Genomic DNA, 18,888 nt, shown 5'->3' with positions numbered 1-18,888 from the left:
CAAGGAATCTTTATGTCGCCCTGGCTGACGGTTGTAGGCATCGGTGAAGACGGCTTCAAGGGGCTGGGCAGGAATGCCCGGCATGCCTTGTTGCGCGCCACGCGGATTATAGGTGCTCAGCGCCAGTTGGACCTGTTGCCGGTGTGTATTCGCGGCGAGCGTGAGCTGTGGCCGAGCCCGTTTTCCCTGGAACCGGTGCTGGCTCGGCGCGGCGAGTCGGTGTGTGTGCTGGCCAGTGGGGACCCGATGTTCTATGGCGTGGGCGGGAGCCTCGCGCGACAGGTGGCGGCTGAAGAGTTGCTGATTTTGCCGGCGCCTTCGTCGGTGTCGTTGGCAGCGGCGCGGTTGGGCTGGCCGTTGCAGGAAGTGGTGACCTTATCCGTGGTCGCCCGGCCGCTGGCGGCGCTGAATGCGCATCTGGCCAGTGGCGTGCGGTTGTTGGTGTTGAGCAATGACGGGGGCAGTCCGGCTTTGATTGCCGCTTTGTTGGCCGCGTCCGGGTTTGGGCCGAGCCGCTTGAGCGTGTTTGAACATTTGGGCGGCGCGCATGAGCGACGCATCGACGGGCTGGCTACGGATTGGCAACACGCGGCAGTCGCCGATTTGAATCTGGTTGCCATTGATTGCGTAGCCTCTGACGAAACACTCCGTCTGTCGCGCCTGGCAGGCCTGCCGGATTCAGCCTTCAAACACGACGGCCAACTGACCAAACGCGATGTACGCGCCATGACCCTGGCCCGCCTCGCGCCGATGCCCGGCGAACTGCTGTGGGACGTAGGCGCAGGCAGCGGCTCCATCGGTATTGAATGGATGCGCACTCATCCGAGTTGCCGTGCAGTGGCGATTGAAGCGGATGAAGGTCGCCAAGGCCTGATCGAACACAACCGCGACGCCCTGGGCGTGCCGGGCCTGCAACTGGTTCGCGGCAAAGCGCCCGAGGCTTTAAGCGGCCTGGAAGCACCGGACGCCATCTTCATCGGCGGCGGCGTCACCCGCGACGGCGTGCTCGATACCTGCTGGCAACACCTGCGGCCGGGCGGGCGGCTGGTCGCCAATGCTGTGACCCTGCAAAGCGAAATGACCTTGATGGACTGGCGTGCGCGGCATGGCGGCGAACTGACGCGCATCCATGTTGCCCAGGCGCAGCCGCTGGGGGAATTCGATACCTGGCGCCAAGCGCTGCCGATCACGTTGCTGGAAGTGGTCAAGCCGCTATGAAACGCATCCTGTTGTTGGGCGGCGTGACTGAGGCGTTGGCGATTGCCCGCACCTTGGGCCCGGAACATATCTACAGCCTGGCGGGTGTTGGGCGCGTGCCGACCGATCTGACCTGCCAAGTGCGGGTCGGTGGTTATGGTGGCGCTGAGGGCTTGGCGCAGTTTGTTCGGGATGAGGGGGTTGGCCTGATTCTCGACGCGACCCATCCGTACGCGGCGCAGATCAGCCGCAATGCGGCCGAGGCCGCAAGCGCTTGCGGCGTGCCCTGCTGGGCATTGCGCCGACCGGCGTGGCAGCCGCAGGCGGGGGATGACTGGCGTGAGGTCAGTGATTGGGCGTCGTTGATTGAAGCGTTGAAGCCGTTCAAACGCCCGCTATTCACCTTGGGCCGCGAGCCATTGCAGCACCTGGATGAAATCCCACCGGAGCACTTCTGGACGCTGAGGGCGCTGGATGTGTATCCGGGGAATGAGCGCTGTGAAGTGATCGGCGCGCGCGGCCCGTTTTTGATCGAGGATGAGCGGGTGTTGTTCAAGCGGCGCGGGATTGATGTGCTGATCAGCAAGAACAGCGGTAGCACGGCAACGGAGCCGAAGCTGGAGGTGGCAAGGGAGCTTGGGGTGCCGGTGTTGGTGTTGAAGCGGCCCGTTCTGACTCAGGTAGATCGAGAATTTACCACCATGCCTTCTCTACTACAGGCAATCAACACTCTCTAACCACCACAAATCCCTGTGGGAGCGGGCTTGCTCGCGAACGCTGTGTGTCAGTCACCAAATCTATTGGCTGACACTCCGTATTCGCGAGCAAGCCCGCTCCCACACTTGGACTGTATTGTCAGGCTGCCGTCATCGTCGGTCCAAACCCCTCGTGCACACGATCAGCCAGCAACCGCGCCAGCTCAATCAATTGCGCAACGCCGAGCAATTCCTCTCGTTTCAAATAACCCGCTAAATGACCAATCATTTGGCCTTCTCATAAAAGCCGAATCCCCCTACAAACACTTCCGAACCAGCTGGCTGGTTCAGCTAAAAGCCCCCGCCCTAACCTCTCTCCTCGCGAATTCGCGACATCCAGCGCGCTAAAGAAATAGCCGATGAATTTGGAATAAGGAGTGACTCATGACTCAATTTAAAGACTTCGATATAGCTGAGCACCTCAAGACTCCCGAGGACATGGCCGAGTACCTTGAAGCCTCTTTCGAAGAGGACTCCGGCGACGGCTTGCTGATTCGTTCAGCCCTGAACAACATCGCCCACGCCCAAGGCATGACCCAAATCGCCCACAACGCCGGCCTCGGCCGCGAAAGCCTATACAAGGCCCTCTCCGCCACTGGCAATCCCGAATTCGCGACTATCATGAAAGTCATGAAAGCTTTAGGCCTGAAGCTTCACGCCACAGCGATCTGATAGCACTGCGACACCAAACCACATGCCCTGTTTTTACTTATCCCCTACGATCAGGCTAAATACCCCCTGATCGTTTAACCCTACGGATTATCCGCCATGGCCCGTCAACGCTTCGCAATCGCCTGGATCGCCTGCCTTGCAGTGCTGTTCAACGCCTTTGCCATGCCGATGGCCAGCGCGATGCAACAGTCCCAGGACCCGGTGCAGCAGTTGCTGTGGGGCAGTTTCTGTTCCTCCAATGGCGCTACGCTCAAGACCATCGCCCTGGGCAAGCTGGAGATTCCGGCGCCGCAGCAGGACGATCACTCTACCATGCAGCATTGCTGGTGTTGCTCGGGCTCGGCGCCGTTGGTGGCGTTGCCGGGGCATGTGCCGCAGTTGTACCTCACCCAATTCAGTACCTCCCAGAGCTTGCCGTCGCCCCGGCTGCAAAGCCCGACCCCGCGCCAGCAATGGCCAAGCCTTAACCCTCGCGCCTCTCCAACGGTCTGATTTTCTTCGCAAGTGAACTGCGTTTAGAACCGTTCTGGAGAACTGCCATGCTCAAATCTTCCCTGCTTCTGGCTGCGTTGCTGCTGCCGGTGCTCAGTGCTGCCAATGCCGAGGACTACAAGTCCGGTGACCTGGTGGTCAGCGAACCCTGGTCCCAGGAGTTGCCGCCGAATGCGCCGACTGTTGCCGCCTATTTTGTGATTCATAACACCGGCGAATCCCCGGACCGCCTGCTCAGCGTTGAAACGCCAGTGGCGGAAAAAGCCGAGCTGCATGAACACGTCATGCAGGGCGACCTGATGAAGATGCAGCAAGTGCCCAGCGTCGCCGTACCGGCCAAGGGTGACCTGACCTTCGCGCCCATGGCCTACCACGTGATGCTGCTCGGCCTCAAAGACCGCAGCCTGTTGGCCGACGGCAAGCAATTCCCGCTGACCCTGACCTTCGAAAAAGCCGGCAAGGTCGCGGTGCAAGTGTCGGTACAGAAAGTACCGCCAATGGCCGGCCACGAGCACAAGCACCCGCAATAGGCTGACGTTCGATGGGCGCCCCTCGCGCCAGGCTCTCCCCACACGCCCGCGTAAGGCGCGGCGGTTGGATCAGCCTGTTCGCCATGCTGATGATCTTTATCGGTCCGCTGATTTCCCAAGCGATGCCGATGGATCATCACGCCGGTATGTCGATGGACATGCCGATGGACCACGGCGAGTCCCATCACCCAAAAGCCCCTGACGAACACCACGCCCTCTGGTCCAAGTGCGGTTATTGCGACCTGCTCTACAGCTGCCCCGCGCTGCCCGGCGGTGTTTCAACCTTCACCCTGAGCAGTCCGCCGCTCGCCAACGCCCTCACCCCCGCCACGCGCCTGGGCCATGCCCGGCAAAGCATCTTCCCCGGCGCCCGCAGCCGCGCGCCGCCCATCGCTTCGTAAGCACTTCACAGCGTTACTTCACCCCGGCCGACTTTAGACAGACAGCCGCAGGCTGCTGGCCGTGTTGTTTACGATTGATTGATGGAATTTTTCATGTCCAGGTTTTCTGCTGACACCCGTTTGGGATGTACTCCCGTGTTCGCCGTTCTGTGCGGCGCACTGCTGGCTCCAATGGCTCACGCCGACGAAAATGAATTGAGCCCCACCGTCATTACGGCGATCGCCCCCAGCTCACCGCTGACCGTGATCACCAACCCGAAAGACCCGCGCCAACCGGTGCCCGCCAGCGATGGCGGCGACTACCTCAAGACCATCCCCGGCTTCGCCCTGGTGCGCAACGGCGGCACCAATGGCGACCCGGTGCTGCGCGGCATGTTCGGCTCGCGCCTGAACATCCTCACCAACGGCAGCATGATGCTCGGCGCCTGCCCGGGCCGCATGGATGCGCCCACCTCGTACATTTCGCCGGAAACCTACGACAAGCTCACCGTGATCAAAGGCCCGCAAACCGTACTCTGGGGCCCTGGAGCGTCGGCTGGCACCGTGCTGTTCGAGCGTGAGCCTGAGCAATTCGGCGAGCTGGGCACGCGCCTCAACGCCAGTGTGCTGGCCGGTTCCAACGGACGCTTTGACAAGGTCATCGATGCCGCCGCCGGTGGCCCGCTGGGCTATGTGCGCGTGATCGGCAACCAAGCCCACGCTGACGACTACAAGGACGGCAACAACGACACCGTCGCCTCGCGCTACGATAAATGGAACGGCGACGTCGCTGTCGGCTTCACCCCCGACGCAGACACCCTGCTGGAACTCACTGCCGGCCGTGGCGATGGCGAAGCGCGTTACGCCGGGCGCGGCATGGATGGCTCGCAATTCCTGCGGGAAAGCCTGGGGCTGCGTTTCGAAAAATCCAACATTGGCGAAGTCCTCGACAAGATCGAAGCCCAGGTCTACTACAACTACGCCGACCATGTGATGGACAACTACAGCCTGCGCACGCCCTCGGGCACCGGCATGATGGCCGGGCCGATGGCATCCAACGTCGACCGGCGCACCCTCGGCGCGCGCATCAAGGCCACCTGGCGCTGGGCCGATGTGCAGTTGATCAGCGGCCTGGATGCGCAGACCAACGAACACCGCCAGCGCAGCAGCATGGGCATCGACACCTACAAGGACCTGCCACGGGTCAAGGACGCCAACTTCCACAACTATGGTGTGTTTGGCGAACTGACCTGGTACGCCGCCGACCGCGAACGCCTGATCACTGGCGCGCGCCTGGACCGCGCCTCGGCCAAGGATTTCCGGCAGAGCACCGGTTCCGGCATGATGACGCGCCCCAATCCGACGGCTGACAACACCCGCGCGGACACCTTGCCCTCGGGCTTCGTACGCTATGAACACGACCTGGCCGACAGCCCCACCACCCTCTATGCAGGGCTGGGCCACTCGGAGCGCTTCCCCGACTACTGGGAGCTGTTTTCGCCCAACACCGGCGCGAGCGGTTCAGTAAATGCCTTCGACGGCGTGAAGCCAGAGAAGACCACCCAACTCGATTTCGGCGCGCAATACAAAGCTGAAGACCTTGAAGCCTGGGCTTCGGGTTACATCGGTCGGGTGCAGGACTTCATCCTGTTCGACTACCGGCCCGGCATGATGGGCACCACCTCCCAGGCCCGTAACGTCGATGCACGGATCATGGGCGGCGAACTGGGCGCAGCGTACAAACTGACGAGCAACTGGAAAGCCGACGCCACCCTCGCCTACGCCTGGGGCAAAAACAGCAGCGACGGCAAAGCCCTGCCACAAATGCCCCCGCTGGACGCACGCCTGGGCCTGACCTACAGCGAGGATGACTGGAGCGCAGGCGCGCTGTGGCGTGTGGTCGCCGCACAAAACCGCATCGACCAGAACAAGGGCAACGTGGTCGGCAAGGACTTCGACAAGAGCGGCGGTTTTGGCGTGTTCTCGCTGAACGCGGCGTATCGCATCAACAAGCACTTCAAGGTCAGTACCGGCGTCGACAACCTGTTCGGCAAGGCCTACGCCGAACACCTGAACCTGGCCGGCAACGCCGGGTTCGGCTACCCGGCCAGTGACCCGCAGGCCATCAAGGAGCCGGGGCGCACGCTCTGGACCAAAGTCGATATGAGCTTCTAAAAGCTTCGCAGGCAAGCCAGCTCCCACAGTTTGGAATGCATTTCAAATGTGGGAGCTGGCTTGCTCGCGAAGGCGGCATAACAGACAACAATTTTTAAGCCTTGCGGAGCCCCTGATGAGCACCCCAAAAATCTCCTTCTACAACCTGGCCTGGCGCTGGCACTTCTACGCCGGCCTCTTCGTCGCCCCTTTCATGGTGCTGCTGGCGCTGACCGGCATCATCTACCTGTTCAAACCCCAACTCGACCCACTGATGTACGGCAACCTGCTCAAGATCCAAACCGCCGAGCACGCCCTGAGCGCCGACGAGCAACTGCAACGCGCCAAAACCGCCTACCCCAACGCCGCGATCAGCAAATACCTGCCCCCTGCCGACAGCACCAGCAGCGCGCAATTCGTGATGCACGACAGAGGCCGCGAAGTAACCGTGTTCGTCGACCCCTATCGCGGCATGGTCCTCGGCGAGCAGGACTCGAAATACAATCTGCAAGCCATCGCCCGCGCCCTGCACGGCGAGCTGATGATCGGTACCGTCGGCGACCGCCTGGTGGAACTCGCCGCCGGTTGGGGCGTGATGCTGGTGGTGTCGGGCCTTTATCTGTGGTGGCCGCGAGGCAAGTCCTCGGCAGGGGTGCTGTGGCCGCGTTTCAACAGTCGTGGCCGGGTGCTTTGGCGCGATCTGCATGCGGTCACCGGTTTCTGGGGCGCGTCCTTGTTGCTGGTGATGCTGCTCAGCGGCATGACCTGGACCGGCTTCTGGGGCAAGCAATACGCCGACCTGTGGAACACCTTTCCGGCGGCAATGTGGAACAACGTGCCGCAGTCGGACAAGCAGGCGCGCGTGCTCAATACCGCCAGCCAACAGACCGTGCCCTGGGCCATGGAAAACACGCCGATGCCGGTGTCCGGCGACCATGCCGAACACATGAACCATGGCGCTATGCATTCAGGCCCGGCGGCGCCCACCTTGCGCTTGCAACAAGTGGTCGACCTGGCCAACGCACGCCACGTCGAGCCCGGCTACAGCATCACCTTCCCCACCACCGCCGAAGGTGTATTCACCGTCGCGGTGTTCGCCAACGACCCGCGCAATGACGCCACCCTGCACGTGGACCAGTACACCGGCAAGGTGCTGGCCGATGTGCGTTGGGCGCATTACAACCTGGTCGCGCGAGCCACCGAGACAGGCGTGATGCTGCACGAAGGCAAGATGTTCGGTTGGCTCAATCAGCTGATCGTGCTGCTGATCTGCCTGATGATTTTGCTCAGCGCGGTCAGCGGCGTGGTGATCTGGTGGAAGCGTCGCCCTCAAGGCGGCCTGGGCGTTCCGCCGCTGCGCCATGACCTGCCGAAATGGAAAACCGCGATGGTGATCATGCTCGCCCTGGCGATCATTTTTCCGCTGGTGGGTGCCTCGTTGATCCTGGTGTGGGCATTGGACCGCCTGGTGCTTTCACGTTTTTTTGCGCAACGTGAATCTGCCTCAGGTTCAGCATGAAGCAGGCGAGATGCCCGACACAGAAGCCTTCTGTAGCCTTGCGCGGGCTTTTTCCGCGCAACGAACAAGTGTTAACTTATAACACTTTCTGCGTTATCGTTGCTCGCCGCGCCCTGCGGCGAGTACTCCTCCTAGAAGACTGATCGACCGATGAACAAGTACCTTGCGTCCGGGCTGTGCCTGCTCGCCCTGCATAACAGTGCCCAAGCCCTGACCCTGCCCGCCAGCCCCGTCACCGCGCCCGCTGTGGATGACGAACGCGTCGACCTCAAGACCCCGACCACCGCCGGCTCGCGCTTGAACCTTACGTCCCTGCAAACGCCTGGCAGCGTTGAAAGCCAGACCGGCGCGCAGATCCGCGAACGCGGCGACGCCAGCGTGCAGGACGCCATCTCCCGCGCCACCGGCATCAGCCGCACCGGCACGCCAGGCGATGGCGGTACCTCGTTGTCGGCCCGTGGTTTCACCGGGCAGGGTTCGGTGATGCAGCTGTACGACGGCAACCGCATGTACATGGGCATGGGCACCTCGACCTTCCCGGTGGACACCTGGTCGGTGGAGCGTGTGGACGTGCTGCGCGGCCCCGCCTCAGTGCTGTATGGCGAAGGTGCCACCGGTGCAGTGATCAACACCGTGCCGAAAAAGCCGTTTGCAGGCGAGATCGAAAACCACATCCGCCTGGGCTACGGTTCCTATGATCGCCAGCAGCAAGCCTTGGACAGCGGCGGTTCGCTGACCGACACCCTGAGCTATCGCCTGAACCTCAACCGCCTGCGCAACAACGGTTTCATCGACCGTGGCGAATCCAGCAGCGACTTCGTCAGCGGCGCCCTGCGCTGGCAGGCAGCGGATAACCTGAGCTTCACCCTGGCCAGCGACTACGGCGACCAGCGTCCGCAGAACTACTTCGGCACGCCGTTGATCAACGGCCAGTTGCACCAGGGCCTGCGCGACAAGAACTACAACGTCAGCAACGACACCCAGCACTACAACGACCAATGGACACGCCTGACCAGCGAGTGGCAGATCAACGACAGCGTCAGCGCCACCAACGAGCTGTACTACCTGAAAAACCAGCGCCGCTGGCAGAACGCCGAGAACTACAACTTCACCAACGGACAGCTCACCCGCAGCGGTAACTTCGGCATCAAACACAATCAGGAACAAGTCGGCGACCGCCAGACTTTCACCTTCAAGCACACGCTGTTTGGCCTCGACAGCCAGACGGTGACTGGCGTGGAGTACAACCGGATTCGTTTCCGCCTGGCCAGCAATTCACCGTTCCACGATGTACTGCCAAGCGGCCAGCCGATCGATATCAATCACCCAGCGCCGGCGCCGTTCAGTAGCCAGAACGCGTTTGCGCCGCTGTTCTCTACCACCACCAAAACCGTCGCCGGCTTCGCAGAAAACCGCCTGAAACTCACCGACCAACTGTCGTTGATCACTGGTATTCGTCGCGACTACGCCCACGTCGAACGCGAGGGCCTGCGCGATGGCAGCCAGACCGACAAGACCCTCACCGGCAATAACTGGAAAGCCGGCCTGGTCTACGCGATCACGCCGGACACCTCGGTCTACGGCCAATACGCCACCAGCACCGACGGCGTCGGCGGCCTGATCTCCCTGAGCCCGAGCCAGCAGCAATTCGACCTGTCCACCGCCAAGCAGACCGAGATCGGCATCAAGCAAGCCTTCTGGGACCAACGCGGCGAATGGACCTTGGCGGCTTATCACATCGTCAAAAAGAAACTGCTCACTGACATCCCCGGTGACCCGGACCATCAGCAACAAGTCGGCCAGCAATCCTCCCGAGGCCTGGAAGCCAGCCTCGACCTGCAATTGCCTCACGCCTGGGCACTGCAAGCCAACGCCGCCATCGTGCATGCGCAGTACGACGACTTCAGCCAGGACGTCAACGGCGTACAGATCTCCCGCAACGGCAACCGCCCGGTGGACGTGCCACGCCGCACCGCCAACCTGTGGCTGACCAAGGCCGTGACCGACGACATCCGTGCCGGGGCCGGCGTGCGTTATGTGGATGCACGTTATGCCGACATGGCCAACCAGAACGAGCTGCCGAGCTACACCGTGGTCGACGCCAGTGTGTCGTGGAAAGCCATGCGCAACACCACCCTGGGCCTGCAACTGAACAACCTGTTCGACCGCACCTATGCCGTCAGCCAGTACAACGACGGGCAACAGTGGATTTTGGGAGAGCCGCGCTCATTCTTCGTCACGGCGGACTACAGCTTCTGATGAGTTCACTCACCCTCACCGACCTGGCCTGGACGCCGTCGGACCACGGCCACTGCCATCACCAGTTCCACCTGCGTGACGCCAGCCTGCAAGTCGGTGCGGGGGAGTTCGTCGGGCTGATCGGGCCCAATGGCAGCGGCAAGACCAGCCTGTTGCGCTGCGCCTATCGATTCAGCAGGCCGGCGCAGGGCAACGTGTTACTTGACCACCAGAACGTATGGAAGCAAAGCGCAAAGTGGTGCGCGCAACGTGTCGCCGTCGTGCTGCAGGAATTCCCCGACGCCTTCGGCCTGCGCGTGGATGAAGTGGTCGCCATGGGCCGCACGCCCCACAAGGGCTTGTTCGATGGCGACACGCTGCACGACCGGCAGTTGGTCCAGCAGGCCCTGGAATCGGTGGGCATGCAGGGCTTCGAAGACCACGCCTTCGCCACACTCTCGGGCGGCGAAAAACAGCGTGTGATCCTGGCTCGCGCCCTGGCCCAGCAGCCACAATTGCTGATCCTCGACGAGCCCACCAACCACCTCGACCCACGCTATCAGCTGGAACTGCTGCGGCTGGTCAAGCGCCTGGACATCGGCACCCTGGCGAGCATCCATGACCTCAACCTTGCCGCCGCCTTCTGCGATCGCCTGTATGTGATCAACCACGGGCGCATCGTCGCCAGCGGCACGCCCCATGAAGTGCTGACCGCCAAGTTGCTGCGCGATGTTTTTGGCGTCGAGGCACTGATCGACACCCACCCATTGTCCGGCTACCCCCGAATCACCTGGATAACCCCACCATGATCCTGCGCGCCTTGCTGTCCCTCACGTTGCTGTTCAGTGTGTCCCAGGCATTTGCCGAAGCGACGCATTACCCGGTCACGATTAAAAGCTGCAACCGCGATGTGACCTTCCAGGAAGCGCCGAAACACGCGGTCAGCCACGACATCAACATGACCCAGATGATGCTCGCCCTGGGCCTCAAGCCGCGCATGGCCGGATACAGCGGCGTCACTGGCTGGAAGTCGGTCACCCCGGAAATGGCCGAGATCCTCGACGGCCTGCCAGAGTTGGCGAGCAAGTACCCGTCGGTGGAAACCCTGCTCAACGCCAACGTGGACTTCTTCTTCGCCGGCTGGGACTACGGCATGCGCGTGGGCGGCGACCTTACGCCGAGCACCCTGCAACCCTTGGGCATCAACGTGTATGAGCTGACCGAATCCTGCGCCTTTGTGATGAAGCGCCCGGCCGCGACCCTCGAAGACACCTATAACGACCTGCGCAACCTGGGCAAGATTTTCGACGTACAGGACCGCGCCAATACCTTGATCGCGCAAATGCAGGCGCAGGTCGACGAAGTGCAGAAAGACCTGCCCGCCGATAAACCGCGCGTGTTCCTCTACGACAGCGGTGAAGACCGCGCCATGACCTCCGGCCGCCTCGGCATGCCCCAAGCGCTGATCGATGCGGCCGGCGGGCGCAATATTCTCGATGACGTGGACGCCAGTTGGACCCGCGTCAACTGGGAGACCGTGGTGGAGCGCAACCCGCAGGTGATCGTGATCGTTGACTACAGCGAAATCACTGCCGAGCAGAAGCAGGCATTCCTGATGAACAACCCGGCGCTGCAAGCGGTGGACGCGATCAAAAACCAGCGGTTCATCGTAATCCCTTACGTACAAGCCACGCCGGGCATTGATAACGTGCTGGCCGTCGAGACACTCGCCAAGGGGTTCCACGGCGAATGATTAGCCGTCGCTACGCGTTGCTGCTCATCGCCCTGGTTGCGGTGCTACTCGTCTCATGTGTCATGTCGTTGGGCTTCGGCCCGGCGCGGGTGCCGGTGGAGGTGGTGTGGCGGATTGTGGCGTACAAGGCCTTCGGCATCGGTGAGGTGAATTGGCCGGCGGGGCAGGAACATATCGTCTGGCTGATCCGCGTGCCGCGTATGTTGCTCGGCGCGTTGGTGGGGGCTGGGTTGGCATTGATCGGCGCGGTGTTGCAAGCCGTCACGCGCAACCCGTTGGCCGACCCGCACCTGCTGGGCGTCACCTCAGGCGCCACCCTGGGCGCGGTGATCGTGGTGTTGCATATGGGTGAAATCATCGGTCTGCTGACCTTGCCCATCGCGGCGTTTATCGGCGCACTGCTGAGCATGCTGGTGGTACTGGCAGTGGCCAGTCGCAATGGCCGGCTGGAGAGTGATCGCCTGCTGCTGTGCGGCGTGGCGGTGTCGTTTGTGATGATGGCGGCCGCCAACCTGCTGCTGTTCATGGGCGACCACCGCGCGGCGTCGGCGGTGATGTTCTGGATGCTCGGCGGCCTGGGCCTGGCGCGCTGGGAACTGCTGGCGATTCCCGCCGCCACCGTGCTGCTGGGCCTGCTGGTGCTGGTGGGCATGGCGCGGCCGTTGAACGCACTGATGGCGGGCGAGCAGACCGCCGTGACCTTGGGGCTGAATGCTCGCAATGTGCGCCTGAAGGTGTTCCTGGTGGCCTCCCTGATGACCGGCGTGCTGGTGTCCATCAGCGGTTCCATCGGTTTTGTCGGGCTGATGGTGCCGCACATTGCCCGACGCCTGGTGGGTGCCGAGCATCGTCGGCTGTTGCCGGTGTGTGCGCTGCTCGGCAGCCTGTTCCTGGTGTGGGTTGACGTCGCGGCACGCACACTGATCGCCCCTGAGGATTTGCCGATTGGTGTGGCCACGGCGGCGATTGGTGGACTGTTTTTCATTGGGCTGATGCGCAAACGTTGACAGTGCTCAGAGTTCGTCTTTATCTCGGCCGTACAGCACTGCCTGCGGGTCAGGTTCAGCTTGCACATCTTCGGTTTGCCACTGCGCAACCAACTCCCCCTTGCGCGTCCAGAACGCGTCAGTGTCCAGCACGGACAACTTGCCAACCGCCTGCAGACGGCTGACCCACACGCTGGGCCGAGGTGACGCACCGACACTCAGCAATCGCGTTTCGTCTGCCGTGAAGCTGGGCACATACTTGAGCAGCGCACCGCCGCGACACGACAGGTACACACTCTCGGCCTCCGGGCGGTTGCTCGTCAGAATGTCCACGTACGACCGCAAATCATCCTTTGAGGCAAAATTGCGCAGCAATGCCTGGTCCAACGGCTCCGGGCTCAAGGTCGAGGGGATGGTCTTGTAAAACGTGTGCACCGCATGGATGGCGTAAGAGAACAACGGATGGTCGCGCGTGACATCGAACCCTTTATGGTGAAACCAGAACAGTTGCGCAATCGTATCTTCCAGCCAGGCGTGACGGTCCTCTACAGGGTCAAGCGCGACAAACCCCTGCAGCGTTGGCGGTATCAGCACCGCCCCCAGGTATTCCTTGGCGTCGAACACGCCCAGTTGATTCTCGGCCCACCGCGCAGCGTCATCCGCATGACCGAACAGCGGTCCGCAGAATGAAAGCAAGTGCGGGTTGGTCTCGACAGGCCAAGGCGCGGCCTTGGGTCGCCATTGTCCGGTAACGGCCTGTTCCTTGCCCCACACCGTGCTGCACACACGCACATACAACTCGCCCCTGGTTGCCAGCCTGCGTACGTAGTCGGCGACGCTCCAGGCGGCGTCTTGGAGTTGTCGTCCGATAGCCCTCAGTTCGACGAACAGTGCATTCAGGGATGAGGGCCCATTTTTTTTGAATGAGTACCTGAGCAAGGCACCATCGGCACACAGCAGGTAGAGCGGTAGCGGTCCGTTACTCGCCAGGTTGCTGACAAAACCGACACCATCGGCAATCGCTTGCGGCGTGAAGAAGCTCATCGCCATTTCATCGGTCATCGGCGCTATCGCCACCGTCGAGGCACACAGGTATAAGCCGTCCAAGGCATAGCCTTGAGGCAGCAGGCCGTCGAGAAACACCTGCTCAAATCGGTAGTAGTTGGTGCGAACCAAGGGCAGGGTCGCTATGTAAGCATGTTGTTTCAGCGACTTGAGCACATAACCAAACTGCACCTGAGGCTGGGCGGATGACCGGCGCTGCGCATACCGCACGGCGTCGTAGGCCTGGGTAAAGATCGGACTGCAGGGAACGTCTGCAGCGACTTGCTTGATCTCCAGGGGGGCAGCCTTATCCACGTAAGGCTGGAACGGGCCACTCAATCGCCGGGCAAAACTCCATAGCGCGTCGCCCTTGACCACCCGCAACTCGCCTGCCTTCGCCACCTGCGTGACGAAATCGGCAGGCAGCAGGATCCCCTGACGCAGTTGCTGTTCGATGCCATTGTCAGTGAGATCCTCTTTGGCCGGGTTCAACGGCGCTAACTGTCGCTTGAGCATCGCTTCATCAGCCGACCCTGTCAGTTCATAGCACAGGATCCCGCCCTCGGGAGCGAACAGGTATTCACGTTTTATCTGGACTTCCCGCAGTAACAGATTTGCCAGCACGCCGGTGGGCAGCATGCTCTGGTAGATCGCTTTTTGAGTGGGCGCCAGCAGCATCTGCGCCTCCTGCGCGATCACCGAACGGTAGCGCGCGACGATGAGGCTCCCAGCCGGATAAAGCCCCTGCGCGACGGCTGCATCCGGATAAATCCAATTCAGCTCATAGCCCTGGGGAGGAACTGCCAGCGGGTCTGTCGCCACAAAGCCGCCCTCGGGCATCCGCAGCAGTACTCCGCCATACGAACGCTGGCGTCCCTCACCGACAATCGCTGCCGCATAACGCGCCGCATCATCCAGGCTGGCGAACGCCGGGCCAACACACCGCCGGATCGGATTTTGGTAGGCGGACCAGGTACGCGTCACTCTCCCTTGCCGGTCCCAGCACGGACTCGTGCGTACCACGCTGAGTTCACCGTTATTGGCCCACCGCCGAACAAATGCCTGTGGCGTCAGTTGACCCGACTCCAGGGCAGTACTGGCCTCTTCAAAAGCGCTCTCCACGACCCCGCCGCCGCCCACGTTGAAGGGCAGCGACACGAATCGCAGCAGCGCCCCTTCTTGCGTTGAAAAATACACCGGCAGGTTCTTCCCCTGATTGTACTTCTCCCCTCGGCGCTTACTGTCATAAAGCGCGGCATACAGCACCATGGGCATCACAAAGTGGCGGGTCAACCAGGCACTGGATGCCGACAGCCCCCTCGCCTGCCACTGCTGCGAACGGAACAATGCGCACAGTACAAACCCTTCAGGAAACCGATAATCACGGTCCTCCGTCCGTGCAAACACACGGTTGAGATTAAACAGCTTGGCCTGTGGATTGACCCCTACCACCTCGGTGGCCAGGTAGCGCTCCTGTTCCTTGTGCTTGAGGATAAAACCGAAGTACGCCTGCTCCGCAAGGTTATGAGCATGCACCCGTGTGTGAAGGTTGCGCGCCGCTTCGTCGGCGGTGTTGAACACTGCGCCATAGGTGGCATAGTCGGGCGCGCCGAGCCTGGGCGCATAGTCAAAAGCGGGCGTCCAGTCGGCGTAAACCGGCGAGCGCGGCCCCCACAGTGGATTGCCCAAAACAACCCGCAGATCACCGGACTCTGCCAGTTTGACCACCCACTGCGCAGGCTTGACCAACCCACGGTCCAGTCGCTGCTGGGCCACACTGCCGCCTGGCTTTGGCTCTGTGCTGTTTGAAAGCAGCGTCTCTTGCGTGGAGCGGCTCGGGGTGTACGCCAGCAGGCAGTCGTCGGCGCCCGACAAATACGCCGGGCGCCCCAACTGGATCACATCGTGGATTTCTTCAGCGCTAAAGACCTGCAAATTGACCAGAGCGTCGTCGCGGCTCCAACTGCGCTGCTTGACCCAACCGGGGTCGACCATCGATAACGCCGGGTGGGAGCCGTAGCGCCCGTGTATTTGATAAGACTCTGGCGGAATCAGCGGGCCTTGCCCCTGCGCCGGTACAAACAACTGATGAGCAAATGGGTTGGCGTCGGCGGCCCGAGGCTCGGTGATCAAGAAACGCCCGTCCCGGCCCTTGAGAATGTAACCGCCGTAGGCACGCTCGCGCCTCAATCCGACCTGCTCGTGGGCATAGACGGCCGCATCGTGGGCGTGAATAAAAAGCGGGCTCAATACCGCTTCGTGGAAGCTGCTCAGCACCGCCGATGTGTTCTCCACCGGGCCGATCACCTGCCAGAGCACGCCGGCCTCGACCACTGCCAAAGGCGTTGTAGCGATGACCCGGCGTACATAGTCACGCGGGCTCAGGGCGCCCGACAGCAGCGCTGTTTGGGCGTTGTTGCCCAACGCTTCGGCCGAGCCAGCGGCTTGCGGAACCTTGAGTGTGAGCAGCGCACCGTCCGACGCGCGCAGGTACAGGTGCAAGCCACGCAACGGGTTTTGCAACGCCTGGGTCGCCGACAACTGCGCGATAGCGGCCGCGACTTCGGCCGGGGTAAAGAACGTGGTGTACAGCCAGGGCTCGCGCTCGGGCACATCCGCCTGCGAGGTTTTTGACCGGTAGTAGATCGCCTCCAACCGATAGTTGGACGGCAGCCGCGGTTTGCCGGGGGCGCGTTCGGGGAAGAGCCCAACAGCTGCAAACAATGGCTGGCGTATTCGCTCGGGGTAAGTCGCGACATAACGGTCACTCAGGGTGTGCTTGAGCACAACGCCGAAGGTATTCTCGGCCGCCGCAACCGCCCGCACAGCCAGTTCGGGCAGGTCGAAGACCTGGGTAAAGAACGGCGGTTCTTCTGTTACCTGGGTGACGGCTGCGTTAACTTTCCAGCCGCGCGTCACTCGCCCACGCGCACCGCCCCAGCGCACATTGGGCACCACCACGCGCAGGTCGCCAGCCTCGGCGGCCATCCAGACTAATGACTCTCGGTCCGCAGAGGCTGGGAAGGGCTCTTCGCCACGAATGCGCTTTCGCAGCAGAACCTCGGCAGCCGAGCCGCTGGTCGCGTACTTAAGCAACGAACCCTCGTGGCCACACAGATAATGAGCAGGGGCCGAACGGCGGTGTTCAATGATGAAGTCCAGGTCCGCGGGCGAGAAAAAACTCATCATCATTGAGGCGTGATCATCACTGATCCCGGGGTTATGCAGTTTTACCTGCGCCATGTCCGAAGGATGGGAATGATAAAGCGCTTCGCAGGTATAACCGCTGGGGGCGATGAAATTGTCGGCAGCATCAGTGGCCAACAGGATTCGATGATCAAAGGTAAGAGCCTGGTCCGCTATCGGCGTCGTCGCGAAATAGAGACCATCCTGTTTGAGAACGGCGCCACCGTATTCCTTGTCGGCCACCTGATGATTGATCTGCCCATGAGCCCAGCGGGCGGCATCGTCGGCGGTGATAAAGGGCGGGCTTAACGGGGGCAGCACCGGTGTTGCAGTAGCGGCTCGTGGGACACGCAGCATGAACAGACTCCTGGAAAAATACGGAGCGGCCACTGTCCCTTCGATGCATTTGCAGGTGGCGCTAGATAGTTGTCGACCCAGGCACCACTTCGGCGCACCTCGCGCACCCGCTTCCCTGCACGCGCGCCGTTCTGGTGCGACGCCCCTCCCCCAAACAGCCAACACCCTTGCCGGAGGCGCCCACACTCAGCTCGGCACAGCCTTTGCAGATGCCCTGGTATCTGTCCAATAACAACACTTGGGTTCTCGGAGATCGCATCATGAAGCGTCGTAGCTTGATCAAGGCTTTCACTCTTTCGGCATCCATTGCCGCCATGGGCATGACCTGGACGATCCAGGCCGCCGAGACCATCAAGGTCGGCATCCTGCATTCGCTGTCGGGCACCATGGCCATCTCCGAAACATCGCTGAAAGACATGGCACTGATGACCATCGACGAGATCAACGCCAAGGGCGGTGTGAACGGCAAGATGCTTGAACCGGTGGTCGTGGACCCCGCCTCCAATTGGCCGCTGTTCGCCGAAAAAGGCCGGCAGTTGCTGACCCAGGACAAGGTCGCCGTGGTGTTCGGCTGCTGGACCTCGGTGTCGCGCAAGTCCGTGCTGCCGGTGTTTGAAGAACTCAACGGCCTGCTGTTCTACCCGGTGCAATACGAAGGCGAAGAGATGTCGCCGAACGTGTTCTATACCGGTGCGGCGCCGAACCAGCAGGCGATCCCGGCGGTGGAATACCTGATGAGCGAAGAAGGCGGCGCGGCCAAGCGCTTCTTCCTATTGGGCACCGACTATGTTTACCCGCGCACCACCAACAAGATCCTGCGTTCGTTCCTGCATTCCAAAGGCGTAGCGGACAAAGACATCGAAGAGGTCTACACCCCGTTCGGCCATGCCGATTACCAGACCATTGTCGCCAACATCAAAAAGTTCTCGGCCGGCGGCAAGACCGCGGTGATCTCCACCGTGAACGGCGACTCCAACGTGCCGTTCTACAAGGAGTTGGCCAACCAGGGCCTGAAGGCCACCGAGGTTCCGGTGGTGGCGTTCTCCGTAGGTGAAGAAGAACTGCGCGGCATCGACACCAAGCCGCTGGTAGGCAACCTCGCGGCCTGGAACTACTTCCAGTCGGTGGAGAACCCGGTGAACCAGAAGTTCGTGGCCGACTGGAAAGCCTACGCCAAGAAACACAACCTGCCAGGTGCCGATAAAGCCGTGACCAACGACCCGATGGAAGCCACCTACGTGGGCATCCACATGTGGGCGCAGGCGGCGGAGAAAGCCAAGTCCACCGACGTCGACAAAGTGCGTGAAGCGCTGGCAGGACAAACCTTCGCCGCGCCCTCGGGCTTCACCTTGACCATGGACAAGACCAACCACCACCTGCACAAGCCGGTGATGATCGGTGAGATACAGGCGGATGGGCAGTTCTCGGTGGTGTGGCAGACCCAGGAGCCTATTCGGGCACAGCCGTGGAGCCCGTACATTCCGGGCAATGACAAGAAGCCGGACTATGCAGTGAAGAGCAACTAAAGCCCGACTCGGTAAAAAATGTGGGAGCGGGCTTGCTCGCGGATGCAGTGTGTCAGGCAATGCATCTGTCACTGATCCACCGCATTCGCGAGCAAGCCC

14 protein-coding genes and 1 pseudogene are annotated in these 18,888 nt (G+C 61.8%); 13 read left to right on the top strand and 2 right to left on the bottom strand.

Going from position 1 to position 18,888, the window contains the following annotated elements:
- Positions 1–12 precede the first annotated feature (12 nt).
- Both cbiE and HX793_RS08720 read left to right on the top strand, forming a co-directional pair.
- Positions 13–1,218 (top strand): precorrin-6y C5,15-methyltransferase (decarboxylating) subunit CbiE, encoded by a 1,206-nt coding sequence (gene cbiE / locus HX793_RS08725; RefSeq protein ID WP_178905469.1) that lies wholly within the window; start codon positions 13–15, stop codon positions 1,216–1,218.
- Positions 1,215–1,934 (top strand): cobalt-precorrin-6A reductase, encoded by a 720-nt coding sequence (locus HX793_RS08720; protein WP_177051463.1) that lies wholly within the window; start codon positions 1,215–1,217, stop codon positions 1,932–1,934. Before cbiE ends, HX793_RS08720 begins: the two co-directional genes overlap by 4 nt.
- A 118-nt stretch (positions 1,935–2,052) precedes the next feature.
- Here the strand turns inward: HX793_RS08720 and HX793_RS31210 are convergent.
- Positions 2,053–2,154, bottom strand: a pseudogene (locus HX793_RS31210) (DUF6124 family protein); the annotation flags it as partial.
- Positions 2,155–2,336: 182 nt separating this feature from the next.
- Between HX793_RS31210 and HX793_RS08715 the strand changes: the two are divergent.
- The 10 genes from HX793_RS08715 to HX793_RS08670 all read left to right on the top strand — a co-directional run bounded on the left by HX793_RS08715 (position 2,337) and on the right by HX793_RS08670 (position 12,697).
- Entirely contained in the window at positions 2,337–2,624 is a 288-nt protein-coding gene (locus tag HX793_RS08715; protein ID WP_177094714.1) for an addiction module antidote protein, read from the top strand.
- 96 nt (positions 2,625–2,720) lie between these two features.
- On the top strand, positions 2,721–3,116 hold the full coding sequence (locus HX793_RS08710; protein ID WP_095014519.1) for a DUF2946 domain-containing protein: 396 nt from the start codon (positions 2,721–2,723) through the stop codon (positions 3,114–3,116).
- Between the two features lie 47 nt (positions 3,117–3,163).
- Positions 3,164–3,646, top strand: a complete 483-nt coding sequence (locus tag HX793_RS08705) for a copper chaperone PCu(A)C (RefSeq protein WP_177051465.1) — start codon at positions 3,164–3,166, stop codon at positions 3,644–3,646.
- 11 nt (positions 3,647–3,657) lie between these two features.
- Positions 3,658–4,047, top strand: coding sequence for a DUF2946 domain-containing protein (locus HX793_RS08700; RefSeq protein ID WP_177051467.1), 390 nt, complete (start codon positions 3,658–3,660; stop codon positions 4,045–4,047).
- A 93-nt stretch (positions 4,048–4,140) separates the two neighbouring features.
- Positions 4,141–6,201 (top strand): TonB-dependent copper receptor, encoded by a 2,061-nt coding sequence (locus tag HX793_RS08695; protein WP_177094712.1) that lies wholly within the window; start codon positions 4,141–4,143, stop codon positions 6,199–6,201.
- Positions 6,202–6,316: 115 nt separating this feature from the next.
- Positions 6,317–7,699, top strand: a complete 1,383-nt coding sequence (locus tag HX793_RS08690; protein WP_177094710.1) for a PepSY-associated TM helix domain-containing protein — start codon at positions 6,317–6,319, stop codon at positions 7,697–7,699.
- 150 nt (positions 7,700–7,849) lie between these two features.
- Positions 7,850–9,958 (top strand): TonB-dependent receptor, encoded by a 2,109-nt coding sequence (locus HX793_RS08685; protein WP_177051473.1) that lies wholly within the window; start codon positions 7,850–7,852, stop codon positions 9,956–9,958.
- The gene (locus HX793_RS08680) at positions 9,958–10,746 is read left to right on the top strand and encodes an ABC transporter ATP-binding protein (protein ID WP_177051475.1); all 789 of its coding nucleotides are present in this window, start codon (positions 9,958–9,960) and stop codon (positions 10,744–10,746) included. Before HX793_RS08685 ends, HX793_RS08680 begins: the two co-directional genes overlap by 1 nt.
- Positions 10,743–11,690, top strand: coding sequence for an ABC transporter substrate-binding protein (locus HX793_RS08675; protein ID WP_177094708.1), 948 nt, complete (start codon positions 10,743–10,745; stop codon positions 11,688–11,690). The genes HX793_RS08680 and HX793_RS08675 overlap by 4 nt, the downstream gene beginning before the upstream one ends.
- Entirely contained in the window at positions 11,687–12,697 is a 1,011-nt protein-coding gene (locus HX793_RS08670) for a FecCD family ABC transporter permease (RefSeq protein WP_177094705.1), read from the top strand. Before HX793_RS08675 ends, HX793_RS08670 begins: the two co-directional genes overlap by 4 nt.
- 6 nt (positions 12,698–12,703) lie before the next feature.
- Here HX793_RS08670 and HX793_RS08665 read toward each other — a convergent pair whose 3' ends face one another.
- Positions 12,704–17,263 carry a DUF4329 domain-containing protein gene (locus HX793_RS08665; RefSeq protein WP_177094703.1) on the bottom strand — a complete coding sequence of 1,520 codons (4,560 nt, stop codon included), beginning with the start codon at positions 17,261–17,263 and terminating at the stop codon, positions 12,704–12,706.
- A gap of 260 nt (positions 17,264–17,523) precedes the next feature.
- On the opposite strand from HX793_RS08665, the gene urtA reads away from it, so the two are divergent.
- Positions 17,524–18,789 (top strand): urea ABC transporter substrate-binding protein, encoded by a 1,266-nt coding sequence (gene urtA, locus HX793_RS08660; protein ID WP_016976971.1) that lies wholly within the window; start codon positions 17,524–17,526, stop codon positions 18,787–18,789.
- The last annotated feature ends 99 nt before the right edge of the window (positions 18,790–18,888 follow it).

Source organism: Pseudomonas reactans (assembly GCF_013387025.1).
GTDB classification, from domain to species: Bacteria; Pseudomonadota; Gammaproteobacteria; order Pseudomonadales; family Pseudomonadaceae; genus Aquipseudomonas; species Aquipseudomonas reactans.
The sequence above is the reverse complement of the archived record's forward strand: the minus strand, read 5'-3'. Positions and strand labels throughout refer to the sequence as shown.